Annotated in this window: 24 protein-coding genes, 1 other RNA gene and 2 pseudogenes; 16 read left to right on the top strand and 11 right to left on the bottom strand. The window is 37.8% G+C overall.

Annotation, left to right across the window (positions count from 1 at the left end; all coding sequences use genetic code 11):
* The first annotated feature begins 134 nt into the window (after window positions 1-134).
* The 3 genes and pseudogenes from F985_RS17040 to tpgA all read left to right on the top strand — a co-directional run bounded on the left by F985_RS17040 (window position 135) and on the right by tpgA (window position 1990).
* Window positions 135-1040: an ESPR domain-containing protein gene (locus F985_RS17040; RefSeq protein ID WP_004703034.1), complete on the top strand. Its 906-nt coding sequence runs from the start codon at window positions 135-137 to the stop codon at window positions 1038-1040.
* Window positions 1010-1150: pseudogene (locus F985_RS25920) on the top strand (YadA-like family protein); the annotation flags it as partial. The gene F985_RS17040 and the pseudogene F985_RS25920, both read left to right, overlap by 31 nt.
* A gap of 57 nt (window positions 1151-1207) precedes the next feature.
* The gene (gene tpgA / locus F985_RS17035) at window positions 1208-1990 is read left to right on the top strand and encodes a trimeric autotransporter adhesin/peptidogylcan-associated protein TpgA (RefSeq protein WP_004703029.1); all 783 of its coding nucleotides are present in this window, start codon (window positions 1208-1210) and stop codon (window positions 1988-1990) included.
* 117 nt (window positions 1991-2107) lie between these two features.
* Here the strand turns inward: tpgA and F985_RS17030 are convergent, their stop codons facing one another.
* Window positions 2108-2692 (bottom strand): 5-formyltetrahydrofolate cyclo-ligase, encoded by a 585-nt coding sequence (locus F985_RS17030; protein WP_004703027.1) that lies wholly within the window; start codon window positions 2690-2692, stop codon window positions 2108-2110.
* Window positions 2693-2928: 236 nt separating this feature from the next.
* On the opposite strand from F985_RS17030, the gene F985_RS17025 reads away from it, so the two are divergent.
* The 3 genes and pseudogenes from F985_RS17025 to F985_RS17020 all read left to right on the top strand — a co-directional run bounded on the left by F985_RS17025 (window position 2929) and on the right by F985_RS17020 (window position 3885).
* Window positions 2929-3270 carry a hypothetical protein gene (locus tag F985_RS17025; RefSeq protein WP_004703025.1) on the top strand — a complete coding sequence of 114 codons (342 nt, stop codon included), beginning with the start codon at window positions 2929-2931 and terminating at the stop codon, window positions 3268-3270.
* Between the two features lie 107 nt (window positions 3271-3377).
* On the top strand, window positions 3378-3491 hold the full coding sequence (locus tag F985_RS26195; protein ID WP_081401313.1) for a hypothetical protein: 114 nt from the start codon (window positions 3378-3380) through the stop codon (window positions 3489-3491).
* Window positions 3492-3565: 74 nt separating this feature from the next.
* Window positions 3566-3885: pseudogene (locus F985_RS17020) on the top strand (hypothetical protein).
* A 127-nt stretch (window positions 3886-4012) separates the two neighbouring features.
* On the opposite strand, the gene ssrS reads toward F985_RS17020, so the two are convergent.
* From ssrS to F985_RS17010, 3 genes are all read right to left on the bottom strand, one after another.
* Window positions 4013-4197, bottom strand: a non-coding RNA gene (gene ssrS, locus F985_RS25315) — 6S RNA.
* A 191-nt stretch (window positions 4198-4388) separates the two neighbouring features.
* Window positions 4389-4673 (bottom strand): cell division protein ZapA, encoded by a 285-nt coding sequence (locus tag F985_RS17015; protein ID WP_004703022.1) that lies wholly within the window; start codon window positions 4671-4673, stop codon window positions 4389-4391.
* A complete protein-coding gene (locus tag F985_RS17010) occupies window positions 4670-5230 on the bottom strand; it encodes a hypothetical protein (protein ID WP_004703019.1) in 561 nt (186 codons plus the stop codon). The genes F985_RS17015 and F985_RS17010 overlap by 4 nt, the downstream gene beginning before the upstream one ends.
* A gap of 64 nt (window positions 5231-5294) precedes the next feature.
* On the opposite strand from F985_RS17010, the gene F985_RS17005 reads away from it, so the two are divergent.
* The 5 genes from F985_RS17005 (at window position 5295) to F985_RS16985 (ending at window position 10246) form a co-directional block, all read left to right on the top strand.
* Window positions 5295-5927: a UPF0149 family protein gene (locus F985_RS17005; RefSeq protein ID WP_004703017.1), complete on the top strand. Its 633-nt coding sequence runs from the start codon at window positions 5295-5297 to the stop codon at window positions 5925-5927.
* Window positions 5928-5994: 67 nt separating this feature from the next.
* On the top strand, window positions 5995-7317 hold the full coding sequence (pepP, locus tag F985_RS17000) for a Xaa-Pro aminopeptidase (protein ID WP_004703016.1): 1323 nt from the start codon (window positions 5995-5997) through the stop codon (window positions 7315-7317).
* 30 nt (window positions 7318-7347) lie between these two features.
* Complete coding sequence (ubiH, locus tag F985_RS16995; RefSeq protein ID WP_004703014.1) at window positions 7348-8556, top strand: 2-octaprenyl-6-methoxyphenyl hydroxylase; 1209 nt, start codon at window positions 7348-7350, stop codon at window positions 8554-8556.
* Window positions 8553-9785 (top strand): FAD-dependent monooxygenase, encoded by a 1233-nt coding sequence (locus tag F985_RS16990; RefSeq protein WP_004703013.1) that lies wholly within the window; start codon window positions 8553-8555, stop codon window positions 9783-9785. The genes ubiH and F985_RS16990 overlap by 4 nt, the downstream gene beginning before the upstream one ends.
* Before the next feature lie 209 nt (window positions 9786-9994).
* Entirely contained in the window at window positions 9995-10246 is a 252-nt protein-coding gene (locus F985_RS16985; protein WP_004703010.1) for a hypothetical protein, read from the top strand.
* 52 nt (window positions 10247-10298) lie between these two features.
* On the opposite strand, the gene F985_RS16980 is transcribed toward F985_RS16985, so the two are convergent.
* Window positions 10299-10700 (bottom strand): MerR family transcriptional regulator, encoded by a 402-nt coding sequence (locus tag F985_RS16980; RefSeq protein WP_004703009.1) that lies wholly within the window; start codon window positions 10698-10700, stop codon window positions 10299-10301.
* A gap of 65 nt (window positions 10701-10765) precedes the next feature.
* Here F985_RS16980 and F985_RS16975 point away from each other — a divergent pair, with 65 nt between their 5' ends.
* Complete coding sequence (locus F985_RS16975; RefSeq protein ID WP_004703008.1) at window positions 10766-11407, top strand: cation efflux transmembrane domain-containing protein; 642 nt, start codon at window positions 10766-10768, stop codon at window positions 11405-11407.
* Between the two features lie 58 nt (window positions 11408-11465).
* Here F985_RS16975 and F985_RS16970 read toward each other — a convergent pair whose 3' ends face one another.
* On the bottom strand, window positions 11466-12068 hold the full coding sequence (locus F985_RS16970; protein WP_004703007.1) for a LysE/ArgO family amino acid transporter: 603 nt from the start codon (window positions 12066-12068) through the stop codon (window positions 11466-11468).
* Window positions 12069-12174: 106 nt separating this feature from the next.
* On the opposite strand from F985_RS16970, the gene F985_RS16965 reads away from it, so the two are divergent.
* Window positions 12175-13065 carry a LysR family transcriptional regulator ArgP gene (locus F985_RS16965; protein WP_004703006.1) on the top strand — a complete coding sequence of 297 codons (891 nt, stop codon included), beginning with the start codon at window positions 12175-12177 and terminating at the stop codon, window positions 13063-13065.
* A 2-nt stretch (window positions 13066-13067) separates the two neighbouring features.
* On the opposite strand, the gene F985_RS16960 is transcribed toward F985_RS16965, so the two are convergent.
* Window positions 13068-13454 carry a hypothetical protein gene (locus tag F985_RS16960; RefSeq protein WP_004703005.1) on the bottom strand — a complete coding sequence of 129 codons (387 nt, stop codon included), beginning with the start codon at window positions 13452-13454 and terminating at the stop codon, window positions 13068-13070.
* A 94-nt stretch (window positions 13455-13548) separates the two neighbouring features.
* Window positions 13549-14385, bottom strand: a complete 837-nt coding sequence (gene rsmI / locus F985_RS16955; RefSeq protein WP_004703003.1) for a 16S rRNA (cytidine(1402)-2'-O)-methyltransferase — start codon at window positions 14383-14385, stop codon at window positions 13549-13551.
* A 189-nt stretch (window positions 14386-14574) separates the two neighbouring features.
* Here rsmI and F985_RS16950 point away from each other — a divergent pair, with 189 nt between their 5' ends.
* From F985_RS16950 to F985_RS16940, 3 genes are all read left to right on the top strand, one after another.
* Window positions 14575-14976, top strand: coding sequence for a YraN family protein (locus tag F985_RS16950; protein WP_004703001.1), 402 nt, complete (start codon window positions 14575-14577; stop codon window positions 14974-14976).
* 78 nt (window positions 14977-15054) lie between these two features.
* The gene (locus F985_RS16945) at window positions 15055-15765 is read left to right on the top strand and encodes a BON domain-containing protein (protein ID WP_004702998.1); all 711 of its coding nucleotides are present in this window, start codon (window positions 15055-15057) and stop codon (window positions 15763-15765) included.
* Window positions 15766-15768: 3 nt separating this feature from the next.
* Complete coding sequence (locus tag F985_RS16940) at window positions 15769-16632, top strand: alpha/beta hydrolase (protein WP_004702996.1); 864 nt, start codon at window positions 15769-15771, stop codon at window positions 16630-16632.
* A gap of 26 nt (window positions 16633-16658) precedes the next feature.
* Here the strand turns inward: F985_RS16940 and nudC are convergent, their stop codons facing one another.
* From nudC to dnaQ, 3 genes are all read right to left on the bottom strand, one after another.
* Window positions 16659-17402 (bottom strand): NAD(+) diphosphatase, encoded by a 744-nt coding sequence (nudC, locus tag F985_RS16935; protein ID WP_004702994.1) that lies wholly within the window; start codon window positions 17400-17402, stop codon window positions 16659-16661.
* On the bottom strand, window positions 17402-19045 hold the full coding sequence (locus F985_RS16930) for a hypothetical protein (RefSeq protein WP_004702991.1): 1644 nt from the start codon (window positions 19043-19045) through the stop codon (window positions 17402-17404). Before F985_RS16930 ends, nudC begins: the two co-directional genes overlap by 1 nt.
* Window positions 19046-19179: 134 nt before the next feature.
* Window positions 19180-20559 carry a DNA polymerase III subunit epsilon gene (dnaQ, locus tag F985_RS16925; RefSeq protein ID WP_004702988.1) on the bottom strand — a complete coding sequence of 460 codons (1380 nt, stop codon included), beginning with the start codon at window positions 20557-20559 and terminating at the stop codon, window positions 19180-19182.
* Between the last annotated feature and the right edge of the window lie 13 nt (window positions 20560-20572).

Raw genomic sequence — 20572 nt, 5'->3', positions numbered from 1 at the left:
ATTTGTTCGATTTTAATATTTATAAATGTGATTTACTTCTCAAAATAAAAAAGATATTTTTATAAAAAATAAGCAATTTAAATATTTGATTGCAAATCTTTACAAATGTAAGCGGGAAGTTTACGGGTGGAAATATGAATAAGATATACAAAGTGGTTTGGAATGCTTCTATTGGTACATGGACTGTTGTATCAGAGTTAGCTAAAAGCAAAACGAGAACAGCTTCTGTTTCATCTACCTCTGAATCGAGTGGTCAACAAAACGAGATAGTTTCTAGAGAAAAAAGATTTAGACCTAAGGCTCTTGTATTATCTATCATCTCCTGTTTAGCCGTATCACATGTGTGGGCTGACTACACAAACTTGTATGGATCAATTATTGATACAAGTCCAACCATTAATAATGGTATTGCAATAGGGGCAAATACGGGTACTCCTGCAAGTGCAAACGATTCTAACGGATTAGCAGTTGGATCAAGAGCAAATGCTACTGCTGCAGATTCAACTGCATTAGGAAATTATGTAAATGCGACTGGTGTAAATTCAACTGTAGTTGGTGGTCAGGCTAGTGCTGCTGGAGCGCAATCAATTGCAATTCAAAATAACAGTGATGCAGATATTGTAGCAGAAGGCTTGGCAGCTGGATCATCTTTTACAGCAGTTGATAGTGCTTCTAGTTACAGTGTTGCACTGGGTGCGATGAGCCAAGTCGTTGGTTCAACAGCTGCAATGGCAATAGGAAAAAATGCTCAAGTTAACAGTGGTGCAAATAATGCTACTGCCATTGGTAATACAGCGACTGTAGACACAAATGCAGTTGATGGTGTTGCTATCGGTACTAACAGCTTAACCTCTGCAGCAAATAGTGTAGCTCTCGGACCAAGATCAACTGCGAATGTAACAAATTCAGTTGCTTTGGGTGCAGGATCAACAACTACGGTACAAAGTGGCAACTCATATATAACGAATGTTGCAGCATCTACGACAAATGGTGTTGTTTCAGTGGGTTCTATCATGGTGGTGAGAATGCTGTCGGTGTGACTTTACGTAAAACTGCTGATAATGGACGTTGGTCGCTAACTGGTGGTGTAGCTGCAGCTTCTCAAGGTGATCCAAGTGTTCGTATCGGTATTAGTGGTGTAATTGACTAATTTCGCTAGGCGAGGAAGGCATAGTCCTTCCTCATTCTCCATTTCGAGAGTAAAAATATGAAAAATACAGTTAAAGCGTTATTTATTGCTGTTCTTTCTGGCCTAGCAATGGTTAGTTATGCACAAGAAGAAGCAGTATCTCAAAAAAATGTCACGTTTCCTAAAGTATCAGATAGTTATCTTAAGCAAGTAAAACGTTATGAGTATGATGACGTTGCGCGCTTAGATTTAGGGCTAAATAAAGACCAGATTCGAGCTTTACTCGGCAATCCACAATTTAGTGAAGGACTTTTTGCCGTAAAAGTCTGGAATTATGTATTAGATATACGTATACCAAATAGTAACCAATACCAACGTTGTCAGTTACGCATTGATTTTAATAAAAAACATTTGGCTGAACGTTTATCTTGGAAAGGTGAAGCATGTGAAGGATTGATGGCTTGGGGCGAAAATAATCAACCTCCTGCAAGTAGTACTGCGGTTAATGGACGTACAGCGAGTGTTTTATTTGCTTTTGATCGATCTGATGCTAGTGCAATACAGCAAGGTCTAAACAATATAGACAACGTTGTCGATCAGATTAAGCAAACCCCATCAACAACACCTATTATTGTTTCTGGATTCGCAGATCCATTAGGTAAATTTAGTTATAACCAAGAGTTATCATCTAAACGAGCGAATACAGTTGCCAAATTACTTGTAAAACAAGGGATAGACCCAAACCGTATTCAAATACAAGCGAATAGCCAGACTGATTTATATCAGCAATGTTCAGGTGGTCATAATTCTCAACTTATTCAATGTTTAGCGCCGAATAGACGTGTTAATATAAGTTGGTAAACAGCCTGTCACGAAAAAGTAATCTTCCCTAGGATGGTTACTTTTTTCGTTTAAAGGGACTAAAAAAGTAAAAGGATATATTTAAAAATATTATTTTTTATAAATTTTATATAAAAATCATCTTTTAAAATAATAAAAGTGCTGTGGTGTGAGTAAACCATCTAAGGGCTGATCCCAGCTTTGACGTTCTAAAGTATGTTCAATAAATTGAAATTGATGAGCCAGTCCTAAACGGTAAGGTTTATGATTAGCACTTGCCAATGTACGATCATAATAACCACCACCCATACCAATACGTGTCCCATAGTGATCACAAGCTAAAAGAGGCATAAGCAGTAAATCAAGCTCTGAGACATGTTTTCCTCGCGTTGCCATAGGTTCTTTCATACCGAGTGGATGATGAGAAAAACGTCGACTTAAATATTGGTTTTTATTGATCTTTATCCATACTAAACGTTGATTCATTGAACAAATCATAGGTAAATAGACTTTTTTGTTATTTTTAAAGCAGAGTTTGATAATAAGATCAGTATGAATTTCACCAAAAGCATGTAGATATAAGCCAATTTTTTTTGAGGAGTGAAAAATAGGAAGTCTATTTAGGTAATGTAAAACGTTAAGTTGAGCCTGTTTTTGCTCAAATTGGGTTAAAGAACGTCTTTTAGATCTTAAATTTTTTCTAATAAAACTTAGTTCGTTCATGTATAAATCTAATAAAGATTTGAAATCAGTCGTCCAAAATTATACCTATTTTTCTATAGTTTTACCGAAATTTAAGTACTATAAAAAACAATATAGTTTAATCGATAACATAAAAATTACTTTTCTCTAGAAAAGGCATCTATATAAGTTTTTTAGCTTTTTTACGTATCTACAGTATTTATTTACATGTAATCAGGATAAGTATATTTAAAGATGAATATGAAACCGTGAAGGCTATGAAGTTAAAAATTTTAACGATGATGATGTGTACTGCTTTACTGAGTGCCTGTACCAAACAGGCAGACTCAGAAGCTCCTCAAGTTGACTATAAAGCTCAATTTGAAGAATCTGACCGAAAAATTGGTGAGTATTTAGATCAATTGGATAATCCTAAAACACCGCAGGAAGTTAAGGTGAAAATTTTATGTCACGACTATCCTGATCTGTACAAAAAACAGTACATGCCCGCCTTAATCAAAATTTCACCAAAGCCCTATACTGAAGAGAAACTACTTTCAGATTTGAAAAGTGCAACGGATTACTATAAAGGAAGTTTAGGAATAAAATGCGATAATTAAAAAATGCACAGTGTCACGTAAAAATTGATAATTGTGAATTGATTGGCATTATTTAGATATGCTAAATTTATTGATGTTCATTATTTAAATTTTTCATTGGACTTGAAATGCAAATCATAAAATTTTTGCAGAGTTTTAATACGATTGGTACCTATTTAATACTTGCTTCTATCTTGTTAGGGGTCATGATGATTTGCTTTTATTTCATCAATCCTGCATGAACATTTAAAGAAAAATCGTTTTTATATATTGGTTATCTTAAATGGAAGTTGAATAATTAATACAAGGTAGGGATATGAAATTTAAAATATTATTAATAAGTTTTATTGCAACGGGTTGCTATGCTAATGAGAATACAGATGATCCAGATATTTGTAATATCGTGAAAAAAGTTGCTTACAACGTAATGGAAGCTCGACAGAAAAAAGTACCAGCGCAGGAATTGCAACAAATTGCTGATAGTCTTACAGATCAAAAAGCAAAGCAGTTTTATCAAGACTTAATTAACTCAGCTTATGCTGCAAAAGTATTCAAAACGAGTTTTTTTAAACGGAAAGCTATCGAAGATTTTAAACAGGTTGGTATCAAGAATGTTTGAAAAGAAATGCACAATAATTAATAAATGATAATTCACTAATTTTTAAGTTTAACTAATAAATGAAAATGAATGCTAGACTGACAGGTCTGTATAGAGACTTTAATTTGAAATAAAAATTATATTTATACTTATTTTCTAGAAAATAAATACTCCGAAGATGCCGCTGCATGTGTCGTTACCCTGAACCCGATGAGTTCAAGGTGGACGCGACGTATACTTGCTGGGTTTCCTACTCGAAGGTAGGCATACACTCTAAATATACAGAACACAATCCATAAGTTTAAGTATCGGCAGGGGAATAGACCCGCTGGCGAACATCCCAGAGATAGCTTAATTATAAACGATCTTATTCAGTTGGCAATCGTCTGAGTTTATTGAACTGTAAAGTTAGTCTTCATTTGATGAAGCTTTGTACACTAAAAGTACATATAGTAATCATGAGACACACGAGGTAACTTCAATAAAAAATGCCTTGCTCTATTAACTTATAGCGCAAAGCATTTTTGTTGAAAGATGTTAATTAAACAGTTTGTTCAACATCTTCTAAAATCGCCTGTAGTAGACGTTCACAGTGTGTATATTCTTGCAAAGATTTATTCAAGCTTAATACTTCTTGGGTGAGCTGTAGGGCAACCATAATGACCAGTTTGTTGTGCTCAACACGGGGAGCACTGCGACGCATTTCGTTAAATTTCTCATTGAGAAGTTCAGCTGCACGCTCAAGTTCTTCTCTTTTATCAGAAGTAGTCGCAAGTCTAAAAGTTTGCTCAATAAGCCGAAGCTCTACCATGACTTGTTCACTCATGATTGCGTCTCCTCGCCAGTTTCAGCATTTGGGTGAGCAAGTTGCTGAATTTCTTGTGCATTTTGATCTTGAGCTGTACCTAAAATTGCTAAACGTTGAATAATCGCTTCAACTTTGGCTTTGGCAAGTTCATTTTTTTGTAACAAACGGTCACGATCTTGCTGTAAATCATGCAACTCTTGTTGAGTCTGTCGTTGATGTGACTGAAGTTTTTCTTTGGTTACACGTAACTCATTACGCTCTGCCAAAATTTCTTGAAAACGATTTTTTAAATCAGTGGTACTTTTTTCTAGACGGCTATAACGTTCAGCAAGTGTATTAGCATCTTGATTCAATTGTTGAAATTGGCCTTGTAACTGAGTCAATTGCTCAGTTAATGTCTCAATTTCCTCTTGTTTTTTAGTAATGATGCTATTTTTTTGCACAACTTGTGCGTGATGCTCTGTTTCAGCCAGTTCTTTAGCTTCCGAGAGAGTAGAATTTTCACTCTCGAGATGATGTAAGCGTGTTTTTAAAACGCCAATATGCGCTTGTAGCCGCTGTAATTGTTCTAACATAACGAGGTCGCACAGAATTGCAATCAAAGGTAATATATACGAAGTATAGAGATTGGATAAACGAATGCAAGACGATATTTCAGGCTGGACAGAATGGAACGCTCATTTTGAAGGAATTGAAGAAATTTCAAGCCCTAGTGAGTTACATGGTTTACTAACAGGTATTGTTTGTGTGACAGAAGCGCCAACGCGTGAAGAATGGACACAAATTTTAACAACTCTTAATGTACCTGATTTAAATGAAGAAGCTTTAGCGCTTTTAACTGATGAAACAGAAGATGTAGCGCATGCTTTATCGGAAGATGAATTGGACTATTTGCCAATGCTTCCAGATGATGAACACACCCTACAAGATCGCGTACAAGCATTATCAGACTGGTGTGCGGGTGTTGTTCTTGGCTTTGGTTTGGCATCGGGTCATGTCCGTGCTGATGAGCGCGAATTAATTGAACATTTGCAAGATGTCGCAGCAGTAGAGTTTGAAGACTCTGATAACGACGAAGAAGGCGAAAGCAGTTACGAAGAATTGTACGAATTTGTACGCCTTATTCCTGTGAGTTTATCTATTGGCAGAAAGAAAGTAACAGTTGCTGAAAGTTCATTATTGAAAAACTTTTATGCAAAAAGTAAAACTTCTGCTGTAGGCACTACAGATCAAAATATTGTAGAAATGTTTACACCACATCGCCCAAGTTAATTGAGGCGATGTGTTATTGGCTGTGTTTAATTTTTTGACTTTAAAATTCTAAATCAAGTAGATCATTATGAAATTGCCTCAAGCTGATTTTCAACATCGCAGAAATCGTCTAGCAGAAAAAATGGGTCCAAACAGCATTGCGATTATTGCAACGCGTGAGGAAATGTACCGTAATCGTGATGCGGATTATAAATTCCGTGCCGATAGTAGTTTTTTCTATTTGACTGGTTTTGCAGAGCCTGAGGCAGTAGCTGTTATAGAAACCTTTGATGATGTTACTGACTATAGCTATAGCTTGTTTTGTCGTGAACGTAACCGTGAGATGGAAATCTGGAATGGTTACCGTGCGGGAATTGATGGCGCAATTGAAGAGTATGAGGCAGATGAAGCTTATGCAATTGATCTGCTTGATGAAGAAATTATTGAAAAATTATTAAACAAAGAACGCCTTTATTATCGAATTGGGCACAATGCTGCATTTGACGCCAGAGTAAGCCAATGGATTAAAAAAGCGAATGCTGAGCATCGTCATGAAGCTGCTCCAGCTCAATTGGTTCAACTTGACCGCATTATTGATGAAATGCGTTTAATCAAGTCACCGCAAGAAATTGAGCTAATGCAAATAGCCTCAAAAATTAGTGCTAAGGCACATACTCGTGCAATGCAAACTGTTCGCCCCGGCATGATGGAATATGCACTTGAAGCCGAACTAAATTATATATTTGGGCAAAACGGCTGTGTGCCTTCTTACAACAGTATTGTCGGTGGCGGTGCCAATGCTTGTATTTTGCACTATGTTGAAAATAACCAACCTCTTAAGGACGGTGATTTGGTTTTAATTGATGCTGCATGTGAATATGAGTTCTATGCATCGGACATTACCCGTACTTTCCCTGTAAACGGAAAATTTAGTCCAGAACAAAAAGCATTGTATGAAGTGGTACTGGCATCTCAATATGCTGCGATTGATGCAGTACGTATTGGTAATGCGTACCGTGAGCCTCATGAGGTTGCAGTCAAAATTTTAACTGAAGGCTTAGTTGATTTAGGTTTGCTCAAGGGTAATGTGAGCGAGCTTATTGAAAATGAAGCATATCGACAGTTTTATATGCATGGTACAGGCCACTGGTTGGGTATGGATGTGCATGATGTCGGTTCTTATAAAAAAGATGACGATTGGCGCCAATATGAAGAAGGTATGGTTGTTACTGTTGAACCAGGTTTATATATTGCACCAGATGACGAAACTGTAGATAAAAAATGGCGTGGTATTGGTATTCGTATTGAAGATGATGTGGTCGCAACCTCAAAAGGCCCACGAGTTTTAACTGCTGATGTAGTTAAAGATATTGCAGATATTGAACATTTAATGGCGCAAGCTAAAGCATAATTAAACGTATTCGCCAAAGGAGCAAATTCGATGCAACAACAAGTGATTATTGTAGGTGGGGGTATGGTGGGTTTGAGCCTTTCCCTGATGCTGGCGAAGGCTAATATCGCAGTCAAGCTATTAGAAGCCGTGAAATACCCAAACTACGATGATCAGAATGTTGCCCCTTACCATTCCAGTTTCGATGCACGTAATACGGCTTTATCGCGTCGTAGCGTACAGATTTATCAGAAGCTGGGGTTATGGGATGCATTACAACAGCACGCCACTCCAATTTTGCAAGTTCACATTACTGAGCAAGGCAGTTTTGGTAAAGCACGTTTAGTTGCGGAACAAGAAAAAGTCGAGAGCTTTGGACAAGTCATTGAGAATGCGTGGCTCGGTCGTGTTTTATTAACTCAAGTACGCCAACAACCTTTGATTGAGCTAATTGATGGCGTACAAGTTACTGCTCTAACTCAAGATGCTGAACAAGTACATATCGAAGCTCAGCGTGGTGATGAACTTTTAAAGCTTGAGTCAAAATTATTAATTGCGGCAGATGGAAGTGATTCTTTCTGTCGTCAAGCAATTGGTGTGGGTGTTGATGTCCACGACTATGATCAGGTTGCGATTGTTACGACTGTTCAGACTTCAAAACCGCATGAGCAGGTAGGGTTTGAGCGTTTTAGTGCATTAGGACCTTTAGCTTTATTGCCGTTGCCAGGTGAATATCGTCGCTCAGTGGTATGGCCTGTTAAAAAGGGCACTGAAGATGAGTGGTTAGGCGAAGAAAATGACCAGCATTTTTTAAGTGCCTTGCAACAAACCTATGGTGACAGAGCAGGTAAATTTGAAAAAACAGGTAAACGCTTTAGCTATCCGCTTTCACAAGTGCTTGCGCATAAGCAAGCGGTTGGACGCGTTATTTTAATGGGTAATGCAGCACACACTATTCATCCTGTTGCAGGCCAAGGTTTTAATTTATGCCTACGTGATGCAGATGTGTTGCTACGTTATTTAGTAAATCAGCTAAGCACATCTGATGATATTGGTAACCCAGATAATTTGCTTGCCTATGAACAAGCCCGTTTATCTGATCAACAGCGAGTAATTAAGTTCTGCGATACTGTCGTTCGTGGTTTTAGTAACCAAAACCCATTATTAAAATTAATTCGTAATACGGGATTAATTGCATTTGATGTAATTCCGGGTGTTAAGCCACTGGTAGCAAACTATGCAATGGGGCTAAAAGCATGAGTGAAGTGTTAGATGTCGTTATTGTTGGTGGTGGACTAGTTGGTGGCTTAACTGCTCTATTACTTGCTCAAGGTGGAGTACAGCCTACTGTGCTTGATGCTGCTCCTGTACTGGATGTTGAAAAAACATTAAGTGTGATGAACCCACGTGTTTTAGCACTTAGCCAAGCGACCATTCATTTACTTAAAACAGTGAATGTTTGGGATGATTTAGCACGTCAAATGCCTTATACCGGCATGCAGGTGTGGAATCTAAATGGTTATGGTGAAATTAATTTTGGCCATGAGTCTGTACAAAGACCAATGCCAGAGCAAGCCTTAGGTTCTATGGTTGAGCCGAGCGTATTGAATGTTGCCATTCAGCAAAAAATGCTAGAGCAGTTAACCGATTATCGTACCGAAATTCGTGTTACGCGTATTGAGCAAGGTGTTGGGTGTTGGCATATCCAATTGGCTGATGGATCTACACTTAAAACTAAACTGCTTATTGGTGCAGATGGTGCCAATTCATTTGTACGTGAACAAGCTTTTATTGACCTCGATGTACTAGATTACAAACAAGCAGCCATCAGCTGTGCAATTAAAACGTCTAAGCCGCATCAGCATGTTGCTCGTCAAATTTTCTTACCTACTGGACCTTTGGCATATTTGCCAATGGCGAGTCTGGATGCAAGTGAAAATGGCTACTGGCAGTCAATTGTCTGGACACTGCCAGATGATTATGCCGATGAATATTCGGCTTTAAGTGATGTTGAATTTATGCAGCTTCTAACTCGTGAAAGCCAGCATATGTTGGGTGAAGTGCTCGATGTTCGTTCAAGAGCACAGTTCCCACTTAAGGCTCGTGCTGCAAAACAATATGTGAAGGCTGGTTTAGCCCTAATCGGTGATGCCGCTCATGTTATCCATCCGCTTGCTGGACAAGGGGTAAATATTGGCTGTTTAGATGCCGCTGTACTCTGTGATGCGCTACTGCATGATTTAGGCCGTGGTGTGTGGGCGCATGAACAAACATTAAGACGTTATGAACACCGTCGTAAAGGACAAAACGATGCGATGATGCATAGCATGTCTGCGATTGGTTGGCTAGAAAGTTCTGAGTTGTTCCCATTTATTTTGGCTCGAAATGCAGGACTTAAGCAGGTTGAACAAATTTCGTTCTTAAAAGAGCGTTTTATGCAACAAGCGAACGGTTTAGGGGCTTTACAAAACACCCTGTATAGTCGTTAAAATAATTACGAAGTTTATGCTCTACTGGTCTAAATAAATATCAGTAGATATTTTTTAAACAATCATTTATATATCATTACCAATTCGGTCAGAAAAGATACGGATTTGACCAATTTGGCTCTTTGCTAAATGCAAAGAGATTGCTAAATTTCTGAGGTCTCAAAGGCCATAGCGATGATGCAATACAAATCATTGTGGGGAGTGTAAATATGACAGATATCAATGATTATGAAGATGCAGAAGATTCTGCTGTAGATGAAGATGAAGCCAAAGCGGCTGAGAGCGGCGCGGCTGATGAAGAAGCAGGCAACTTAACGGATGCCGATCTTGCAGAAGCAGAAACGCTTACCGTAACTGCGAAACAAAAACAGCGCCAAGCATTGGAAGATGAGGTTGCTGCGTTTTTAGCTCGCGGTGGGAGAATTACTGAAGTTCCACCAGACGAACATAGCGACCATTAATATTAAAAAAGCATCACATGAGTGATGCTTTTTTATTGGCTTCTAAATTGAGTTAAAGATTATTTTGCAGTTCTTTTAAAATGCCGCATTCGTCTACTGTGCGGTCGGTAGAGCAGTGCTGTTTTAAATCGATGAGTGTTTCTTTTAAAAGCAAAAGTCGTTCAATTTTTTCCGATACTTCAATCAAATATTTATTCACCAAATTATCAACTTCCGTACAAGCCTGTTTCGGCTTAGCTTTCATCTGTTTTAGCGTTTTAATGTCGTTAAGGGAAATATCTAATTCGCGGCAATGCTTAATAAATAATAGGTCTGCGAGCGTTTGATCTGTGTAAATACGATAATTATTTTCTGAGCGTTGAATACGGTCTAGCACACCTACTTTTTCGTAATAACGAATAGTATCGATAGGAATATCCGCTTTTTTTGATAATTGGCCAATAGAAAGACTCATAAGACTTGACTCTGGAGCTACTCAAGGGTTTTTAATCACTATAAAAGAGTTTTTGAGGAAATAAAATGGCCGGATGTGGATGTGCTTCAACATGTTCCCCTACAAAGAAAGTCAGCCCACGCTTTAGAAAAGCGTTATGGATTGCACTTGTGATAAATGCACTCATGTTCGTAGTTGAAATAGTAGGCGGTTATAAAGCCCAATCTGTTTCATTGTGGGCGGATGCACTCGATTTTGCAGGAGATTCAGCAAATTATGCTTTATCTTTAGTTGTACTTTCGATGAGCCTTTACTGGCGCGCAACCGCAGCACTTGTCAAAGGATTAACCATGGCAGCTTTTGGTTTCTTCGTCATTGCAAAAGTAGTATGGTCATTCTTTCATGGCGTTTCACCTGAACCGATGGTCATGGGGGCAATTGGGGTAATGGCTTTAATTGCGAATGTTTCTGTTGCGCTTATGCTTTATGCATTTAGAGATGGTGATGCCAATATGCGCTCTGTTTGGCTGTGTAGCCGAAATGACTCTATTGCTAACATTGCTGTTATTTTTGCTGCTGTAGGCGTGTTTGGAACAGGCACCGTATTTCCGGATTTATTGGTAGCCTTTGTGATCGCATACTTAGGGGTATCTTCGGGCTATGCTGTGATTAAGCAATCATTACAGGAAAGAAAACAATCAAAGGTGATGTTGGGTTCACAGGCTTAATTGTGATTGCAAATAAAAAGTATCATTTAAGTATGGTACTTTTTAGTGCTTGAATGCATTAGATGAGAAGAGAAATCGCAATACTCCACATCACGCAACCAATAAGAAAATCTAAAATTTTCCAAGCTTTTGGATTAGTAAATAAAGGTTTTAGTAATCTTGCACCATAACCTAAACTGAAAAAGAAAATCCAAGAAGCAAGAATACTGCCCAAAGCAAAACTAAGTTTGTCTTCTAGCTGGGTTGCAACTGAGCCCATCAGTACAATGGTATCTAAATAGACATGCGGATTAAGCCAAGTAAAGGCCAGACAGGTTACAAGTGCTTGAGTTAAAGTCTGTTTTTGGTTGCCATCAAGTTCCATACTTTGGTTAGTTTTGAGTGCAGCGTAGAATGCTTTTGCACCGTATACGAATAAGAATGTTGCTCCTAAATATTTAGCGACCGAGATTAAGATGGGTGATGCAGTCATAATTTCGGCAAAACCCAATACACCACAAGCAATTAAAATCGAGTCAGACAGGGCACAGATTAAACATAGCCAAAATACATACTGCTGTTTAAGTCCTTGCTTTAGTACAAAAGCGTTTTGGGCACCAATCGCTACAATTAGGCCGCTACCAATACCTAAACCTTTAAAAAACACACTCAGAGAAAGCATAACCATTAAGTAGAAAAATCAGATGCGGGAATTATCTGACTTTTTATTGGGAAATAAGTAAAATTAAGAATATTTAGGTTTGGCTAAAAATAATTTAGGTTTGTATATGTTAGATAGTAAGCAATGTGAAGCTTTTCTTGCTGTTGCAGAAGTCGGGAGTTTTGATGCAGCAGGAGAGCATTTATGTATAACGCCTTCTGCTGTATCACTACGTGTACAAGCGCTAGAAAAATATTTAGGGCAGATTTTAATTATACGTGGCCGCCCTTGTGTACTCACACAAGCAGGACAAACCTTGCTCCAGCATTTACGTCATACAAGGTTAATGGAGCAAAATCTATTACAAGGTTTAATGGGTAAATCTTCTGAATCGGAATTTTATAAGATTGCTTTAGCTTCAAATGCAGACTCATTAGCAACTTGGCTTTTACCAACTATTCAGCAAACATTGTTTAATGAAAAAATAGTGTTAGAGCTAAAAATTGATGATCAATCACACACGCATACTTTGCTAGAAACGGGACAAGTCAATGCATGTATCACAGCAGAAGAGCAGGTTATGGCGGGTTGCTTAGCTCAGCCTCTTGGTAAAATGCGCTATAAAATGCTGGCATCGGCCGAATTTGTAACCCAGTGGTTTAGTGGTGGAATTAACCGAGAAAATTTAAGGAAAACACCAGCAGTTATTTTTAATCATAAAGATTTAATGCATTCGGAAGTTTTATTAAAAGGATATGGTTTACCGATGCAGAGTTATCCTTATAGTTTTATTCCGGCAACAGATGCTTTCGTCAAAGCAATTCAACTAGGTTTAGGTTATGGAATGGTGCCAGAGCTTCAAGTTCAACCATTACTCGAAAACGGAACACTTATTGATATTATGCCTGAAGCTCAACTTGATATTCCTTTGTATTGGCACCACTGGAAAAGACAGTCGAAACAACTTGATGTGCTGACCGAAACAATTGTTCAATCAGCGAAAAAGATATTGAGATAAATTTAAGTCTGTGAGCGTGCATAAAAATTTGAAACGTGTTGAATATAAAACTCTATGTCTTGCACTGAATAACCTAAAAGTTGTCCGATTCTACGGTCGAGTGCTAAGCGGTCTTCAAGTTGAGTTTCCTTTATCGATTTATCAATACATAACACGAGTTCATTCAAATCTACTAAAGAGACATCTTTATAGATCAGCATAATTGAAAAAGGTACGGGTAAAGATGTTTCAATATCTTTACTGAGCATAGTTAAAGTACCTTGCTCAAGATGCTTTACAAATTCAGTAGGTAATAAGTCATAAAATAAAGCAATTGGTTTCTTACCAGACAATAATAATTCTAGTTCTTGCCCTTCATGAGGGCCAAGTTTTCCAAGCTGTTCAACCATATCAATGCTCTTGTTTTTATGATTAATATTATTATGCAAAATTCATGCGCGGGATGGCATAAAGTATTTGCCATCACCGCACTTACTTAAAAAATTAAGATTGTGTCAGTTCAAGTGCACGTTGATAAGCGACTTTTTTCTTAATACCTGTTAGATCTGCAGCAAGTTGAGATGCCGCTTTAACAGATAAATCTTGAAGTAAGCGCTTTAAGAGCTCATCTAGTTTTTCTTGATCCAGATCTGTCTTTTCTGGTGCACCGCCAACTACCAGAACAATTTCACCTTTTTCTTGATTGTGATCATTTTCTATAAAACTAACCAAATCTTTTAAAGTCATTTTTTTGATGGTTTCAAAAGTTTTGGTAATTTCACGTGCGAAACCGATAGGGCGGTTTTCACCAAATACTTCAGCCATATTTTTTACGCATTCTAAAATACGGTGAGGTGCTTCATAAAAAATTAACGTTTGAGTTTCATTTTTAAGCTTTTCAAGTTGCGTAATACGTTGAGAAGCTTTTGATGGTAAAAAGCCTTCAAAACTAAAACGGTCACTTGGTAAACCCACAGCACTTAACGCAGCAATTGCAGCACATGCACCGGGTACAGGTACAACTCTAATACCATGTTCTTGTGCAGCTCGAACCAGTTTAAAACCAGGGTCGCTAATAAGCGGCGTACCTGCATCGCTAATCAAAGCAATATTTTCACCAGCAAGTAACTTTTGAACTAACTGTTCAATTTTATTGCTTTCGTTGTGGTCATGGCATGCTGTAAGTGGAGTAGATATATTATAGTGCTTAAACAATTGAGCTGATTGGCGTGTATCTTCGGCAGCCACAATAGAAACTGATTTTAAAATATCAATTGCACGGAAAGTCATATCATCTAAGTGCCCGATAGGGGTGGCTACAACAAATAACTGAGCACTCATTTGGTTTTTACTCCGTACAGATAAACTATTTTAATCGGTTAGTGTACCCGAAATTATCTTTTTGGCGTGAACAATGTCATTGGGCTTTTTTACTTTTCAAGACATCTGCTTTTGATTTGCTCAATTGAAAAAAATTAGAAATGTATAGAGCAAGCATTGAGAGTATTTACATTTTTAATGGGGAAAATTATGTTAGTCGCGCAGCAGCTCGGGCAATGGGCTGAACAAACGGCATTAAAAATTTTAAAAGAACAAAATTATGAATGGGTCGCCAGTAATTATCATTCACGCCGTGGAGAGGTTGATCTGATTGTAAAACGCGGTAACGAATTGATTTTTGTTGAGGTAAAAGCGCGTGGACAGGGAAATTATGGACAAGCTTGTGAAATGGTCACTGTGAGCAAACAGAAAAAAATAATTAAAACGGCGATGAGGTTTTTACAGCGCTACCCATCTTATCAGGATTTTTATTGTCGTTTTGATGTGATTTGTTTTGATTTTCCACAGAAAATTGCAAAAACAGTACAGCAAGACTTTTCGAAATTCCATTATGATCTGCAATGGATCGAAAATGCATTTACTTTGGATTAAGAGTTCATTACTCTTTTGAGCAAATTAAAACCGATGTTTATGATCAAGCCAAGAAGAGATTGATAGGAGTCTGGTGGAGTGTTGAAACGTATTGCTGTAACAGCGCTTTGTGTCGCAAGTTTGTCAGGTTGCGCAAGTTTTATTTCTGGTGGAACAGGTACAGCTCCAGTTGGAACAGATAGTGGTGTACGTAGCTTAGGTCAGGTATTCATTGACTCTTCAATTAAACGTACAGCGAATATTAACCTCTATAAGCTTGATCAGCGTTTTAAACAATCTCGTATTAACATCGAAAGCTTTCATAGCACAGTATTGTTAACTGGTCAGGTGCCAGACCCTTACTTGAAACAGCTAGCAGAAGATAATGTTAAAGCGATGAGTGATGTGAAAGCCGTACATAACTATATTACGGTAGGTAACAAAGTAAGCTATAACACGATCATGCAAGATGCTGGTGTAACTGCAAATACACGTGCTCTATTAATGAAAGCACCAGTTGTATCGGACAGTAAAGTACTCGTTCATACCGAAGATGGTGTTTTATACGTGATGGGTCGTTTAAATACTGCTGAAATTAATGATTTAAACAGTGTGCTTCAAAATGTGGGTAACGTGACCAAAATTGTGACGCTTATTGATAACATTGATTTAGCGCCTGCTCCAGCAGCATCGACGGGCAACGCAACGACTACGCCAGTGATAAATAATGTTCTTGCTCAACCAACAGTTCAAACTCCTGTTGCAATTGATCCGGACCAAGCAGATCCAGCATCATCTACTGCACAATAAAATATGAACTTGATTGAACAATTACAAAGCAAAATTGAGCAGGCGAGAACTCTTTATAAAGAGTTCCGTCTGTATGATTTGGGGAGCTTTGCTTTAAACCGTTTTACACCAAAAGATGGTTTCGAGCAGGTTTTAAATGTGCGTTATGGCTTAAAGCCTCGCCATCGTCTAGATATTTATCGTTCTACTAAGCGCTTAGCTCATCGACCACTCATTGTTTTTGTACATGGTGGTGCTTGGCAACATGGTAATAAACGAGACTATTTATTTGTTGGTGAAGCTTTTGCAAAAGAAGGTTATGACGTTGCTGTCATTAACTATCAGCTTGCACCAAAGAATATTTTTCCAAGTTATGTAGAGGACTTAACGCAAGCGTTAAATTATTTGCATCAAAATCAGGAAAAATTAGAAATCTCGACAGAGAATACTGTGCTTATGGGACATTCGGCAGGCGCATTTAATGTAATGTCTGCTGTTTATCACCCTGATTCCACTAAAATTGAATGTTTAGGGAAAATTAAGGCAATAGTTGGATTAGCTGGACCATATCATTTTGATTATAAAGGTGATCCGCTTGCTGAAGATGCTTTTGATCAGGACATTTCTTATAAAGAAGTGATGCCTTATTATTTTGTAAATCAAAATAATATTAAGCATTATCTACTCATGGCTGAAAATGATCAGATCGTAAAGCAACATAATACTTTAGATATGGATCAAGCTCTTAGAGAGAAGGGGAATCATAGCCATATTGCTATTATCCCTAAAACTGGCCATATTACGATTTTGGCCAGCCTATCGAGTTTTGTAAGTCACTACTTCAAAACAAAACGAACCATTTTGCATTTTCTTGATGAAGTATTTTAAAACCATTGAGTTTTAGAAAGCGCAGATTACTTTGCTTGAGTAATCTGCGTAATCATTGCGTGTGCAATACTGCCTTTAAATGGAATTTCAGGAAGCTGATCAAATTTAAAGAATTGTGCATCGGCAATTTCATCTTCCTGCAAAGAAATCTCGCCTGACTCATATTCAGCTCTAAAAGCAATCATGAGATTACTTGGAAACGGCCAAGGCTGGCTTGACATATATTGAATATTTTTGAGTTTAATACCCACTTCTTCTAAAGCTTCACGTTGTACCGCTTCTTCGAGTGTTTCGCCAACTTCGACAAATCCTGCAATCAAACCATACATGTTGGTTTTATTGTGAATTGATTTCGCCAATAACACTTCATCATCACCTTTAGTAATGATAGTAATAATGCATGGATTGACACGAGGATACTGGTGATACCCACAAGAAGGGCACACCATTGCATATTCACTTGAGTGGACTTCGGTGGCATGTCCACAATGGCTACAAAACTTGTGGTTACGCCGCCATTCGAGCAATTGTACAGCACGACTTGCCTGTAAAAATTGCTCTTTTGACCAGTTGGAAATAAGTTGACGTATGGGAACGAGTTGCAGACCTTCCGGTATAACCTCTTCACTCAGTAGGTCACGTGCAATGACTTGTTCGTTATGAGTGAAAAGCAGATCACTTGCTAACTTTTCGACTTTGGGTAATTGAAGGTTTTGGTCAACCAATAATTGTTGATGATGAAAAATATAAGCAAGTGATAATTCAGACATTAAGCTGCCTTTTTTTGAAGTTGTTGACTACTTAGCAATGCTACATCAAACATGGATTGTAGAACAGGCTGTTTATTTTTTAAATTGTCAACTAACATATCTAGTCCAGCTAATACGTTAAAAATACAGTGAATCTGATCATGACTAAAAGGTTGGTTCTGATCTATTTGCTGTTGTACAAATTTAGCAGTTTCAAGCAAAGCATTTTGTTGAACCGTACTGCCTAAAAATTCAGCTGCACCAGCCAACTCTTTTAAAGAGCCTGCAATTGCTTCAATATTCTGAGTTTGATCGTTGGCATATAAAGTCAAACTTTGGCATACAAAATCGATTAAATTTTTTGTCTCATTTAATAAGGTTTGATGTGCTTCATCCAAACGATCTAAAGAGATATTGGTGTTGTTTACACGAATTTGTAGACGGCTAGAAGAATAATTTCGTACCAAAATACCAATTGCATTCATCGCTGACAAAATACTCTTCATCAGTTGCTGAGCGTAATTTTCATTACTCAATATATTGATTTGACTTAAGCTGCTTGCTTGATGAGAAAGCTCGGCTGCTGCTTCATTTAAATTAAGTAGTTTAAATGTATGTGCTAGCTGCATAAGGCTGTTTTGTAATTGCTGTGCCTTTTCTGGTGACATGTTTTGGTAGTTGTATTCAATATCATTACGAACTTTATTCATTTCGTTTAAGATCAATTGGCTTACCGTTTCCATGGTGTCGAAGTCTGGACCATACAAATGCTGACTTAAGGTTTTAAGCTGAGCATCGGTGAGAAATTCATAACCAATATTCAGTTGCTTACGAATTTGCTTTGCAAGTTGATCTTCTTGTCCAATCACAATACTAATTATATCTGCTAGGGCATTCGAATTTGCTTCAAAGCTTTCAGGTGCTGCTAAAAATAGACTTATAGAATTTTCAAGATTAATCAATACACGTAAGCGAGCATTATTTAAAACAAGTTCATCAATGTGATTAAAGACAGAGTTAACCAATTGCCAATATTGTTGGCTTAGTTGACCATGAGCCATGCTGACTAAATAACTACCAATTAGTTTGAATGCTTGGAAATCTTGAGTAGTTTCAGTTTTATTTAAAAATTTGAGCAAAGACAACTTATAAAGCTGATGAATAAACTGAGTTTTTTCATTAATAACGACCTCGGATAAAGGTAACTCAAGTGAAGCTGCTGTAAGATTTGCAGAAATCTGTTGTCCAGATGATGTTAATGGCTTGTTTAAAGCTTTTTCTAAATTGTTTAGAGTGTCCAAAAGAAACTGCGGTACTTCAACTTCGCGTAAACAAATAAATTCAATATAGCGTTTAACCATGGTCGTGCCTTCACTTAGAGCAACCACCTCATCGGTATTGATGTACTCTGGCTTAGCCATAATCTTTTGCATTAATTCTGTCGAATACTGTGTGATCTTTGCCAAATACGGGATATCAATGAGGCGTAATACCTGAGTGCATTGTTTAAATTGTTCTAATGCATCATCAATACCAAAAGGGAGAGCCTGTTCTTCAATTAATGTACTTACAGCGCCTTCCACAAGTTTTATTGAGTTATCAATTTCATTCTTGATGATAAGCAACGCTGTCGGATCAAATTGAATCGAATTATGCTCAGACATAAAAATTCCCCTTTGCAAAAAAAAATCAATTGTTATATTCGTCATGGCTCAATATTTTGAGCTAAAAATCTATACGACTAATATAACTTAACTTGCAAAAGGGGAAACCAAAAAAACACTAGAGAATCAAAAATTTATTTTGCAAAAAGGCAAGGTTCTCCATGTTTTTTCTCAAATTCTTTGACCCAAGTCTCATGTGTGCTTAACTCTTCATCTGAAGGGTAAATAACGGGTAAATCAATTTGAACTCTAGTTCTTGTTGTATTTTGCTGATCTTTTTCACTTTGCGATAGTGCATCCATATCAAACGATACTTGACCACCTGTCATAGCCAAGTAAACATCAGAAAGAATTTCAGCATCGAGTAATGCACCGTGGAAGGTACGGTCACGAGCTGGAATTTCATAACGTCTGACTAGGGCATCGAGTGAGTTTTTCTGTCCCGGATGCTTGTTTTTTGCAAGTGCTAAAGTATCAGTGACTTCACAAACTTCTGAAAGAGCAGGTAACCCAACACGTCTAAACTCCATATCCAAGAAGTTCATATCGAATGTCGCGTTATGAGCGATAATTTCTGCCCCTTTTAGATACTCAAATAAAGTATCTGCAATGTCTGCATAGAGGGGTTTATCTTTTAAGAAATCATCACTGATACCGTGAATGTTTTCTGAATCGCCCACTGGCTTTTCAGGGTTAATATAAATGTGAATTGAACTACCCGTAAGCTTACGGTTAATCATTTCAATTGCACCGACTTCAATAATGCGGTCGCCATCTTGGAAATAGAAACCAGTCGTTTCAGTATCGAGAATGAGCTGACGAGGGCCTTGCAATTTAAGCTTTGCTTCGGTAACAACAATTTGAGGATGAATGTTGCTACTTTGCTGCTTAGTTTCTTGCTCTACAGCTTCAACTTCATTTACTTGCTCGTCTACAGTAATCATCTCAACTTCTTGTGATGGTTCAAGAGCGATATCTTCATCATCGGTTGTTTCAACCAGATCAAATCCAAAAGGGTCGTCTAGCAACCAGTCCTGTTCAGGCTTTTTTATATCTTGCGGTGCAGCAACAGGTTGTGGTTGCTTGAGTTCTTGAGCAGTCTTATCTGCACCTAAATTGGCAAGTTGGTCTGCCATTTCATTGCCAGGATGTCCTGCATGGCCTTTAATCCAATTCCACTCAATATTTCTACCTACGCAAACAGCATCAAGTTTTTGCCATAGGTCAGGGTTTTTAACATCTTTCCAATTTTTCTTTTTCCAGCCATGAATCCACTCTGTAATACCTTGTTTTACATAGTTTGAGTCGGTCCAGATAATTAATTGTGCATCGGGTGGGCAAAAAGAAACACCTTCAATCGCGGCAGTAAGTTCCATACGGTTATTTGTTGTATCGGGTTCGCCGCCAAATAATTTATGTTCACCCTGTTCGGTAATGACATATGCACCCCAACCGCCTAAACCGGGATTGCCACGACATGCACCATCAACATACAGTGTGATTGTTTGAGACATAAATCGAAACCTA

Origin of the sequence: Acinetobacter seifertii, assembly GCF_000368065.1 — a bacterium.
Classification (GTDB): domain Bacteria; phylum Pseudomonadota; class Gammaproteobacteria; order Pseudomonadales; family Moraxellaceae; genus Acinetobacter; species Acinetobacter seifertii.
This window is presented reverse-complemented; position numbering and strand designations above follow the sequence as displayed.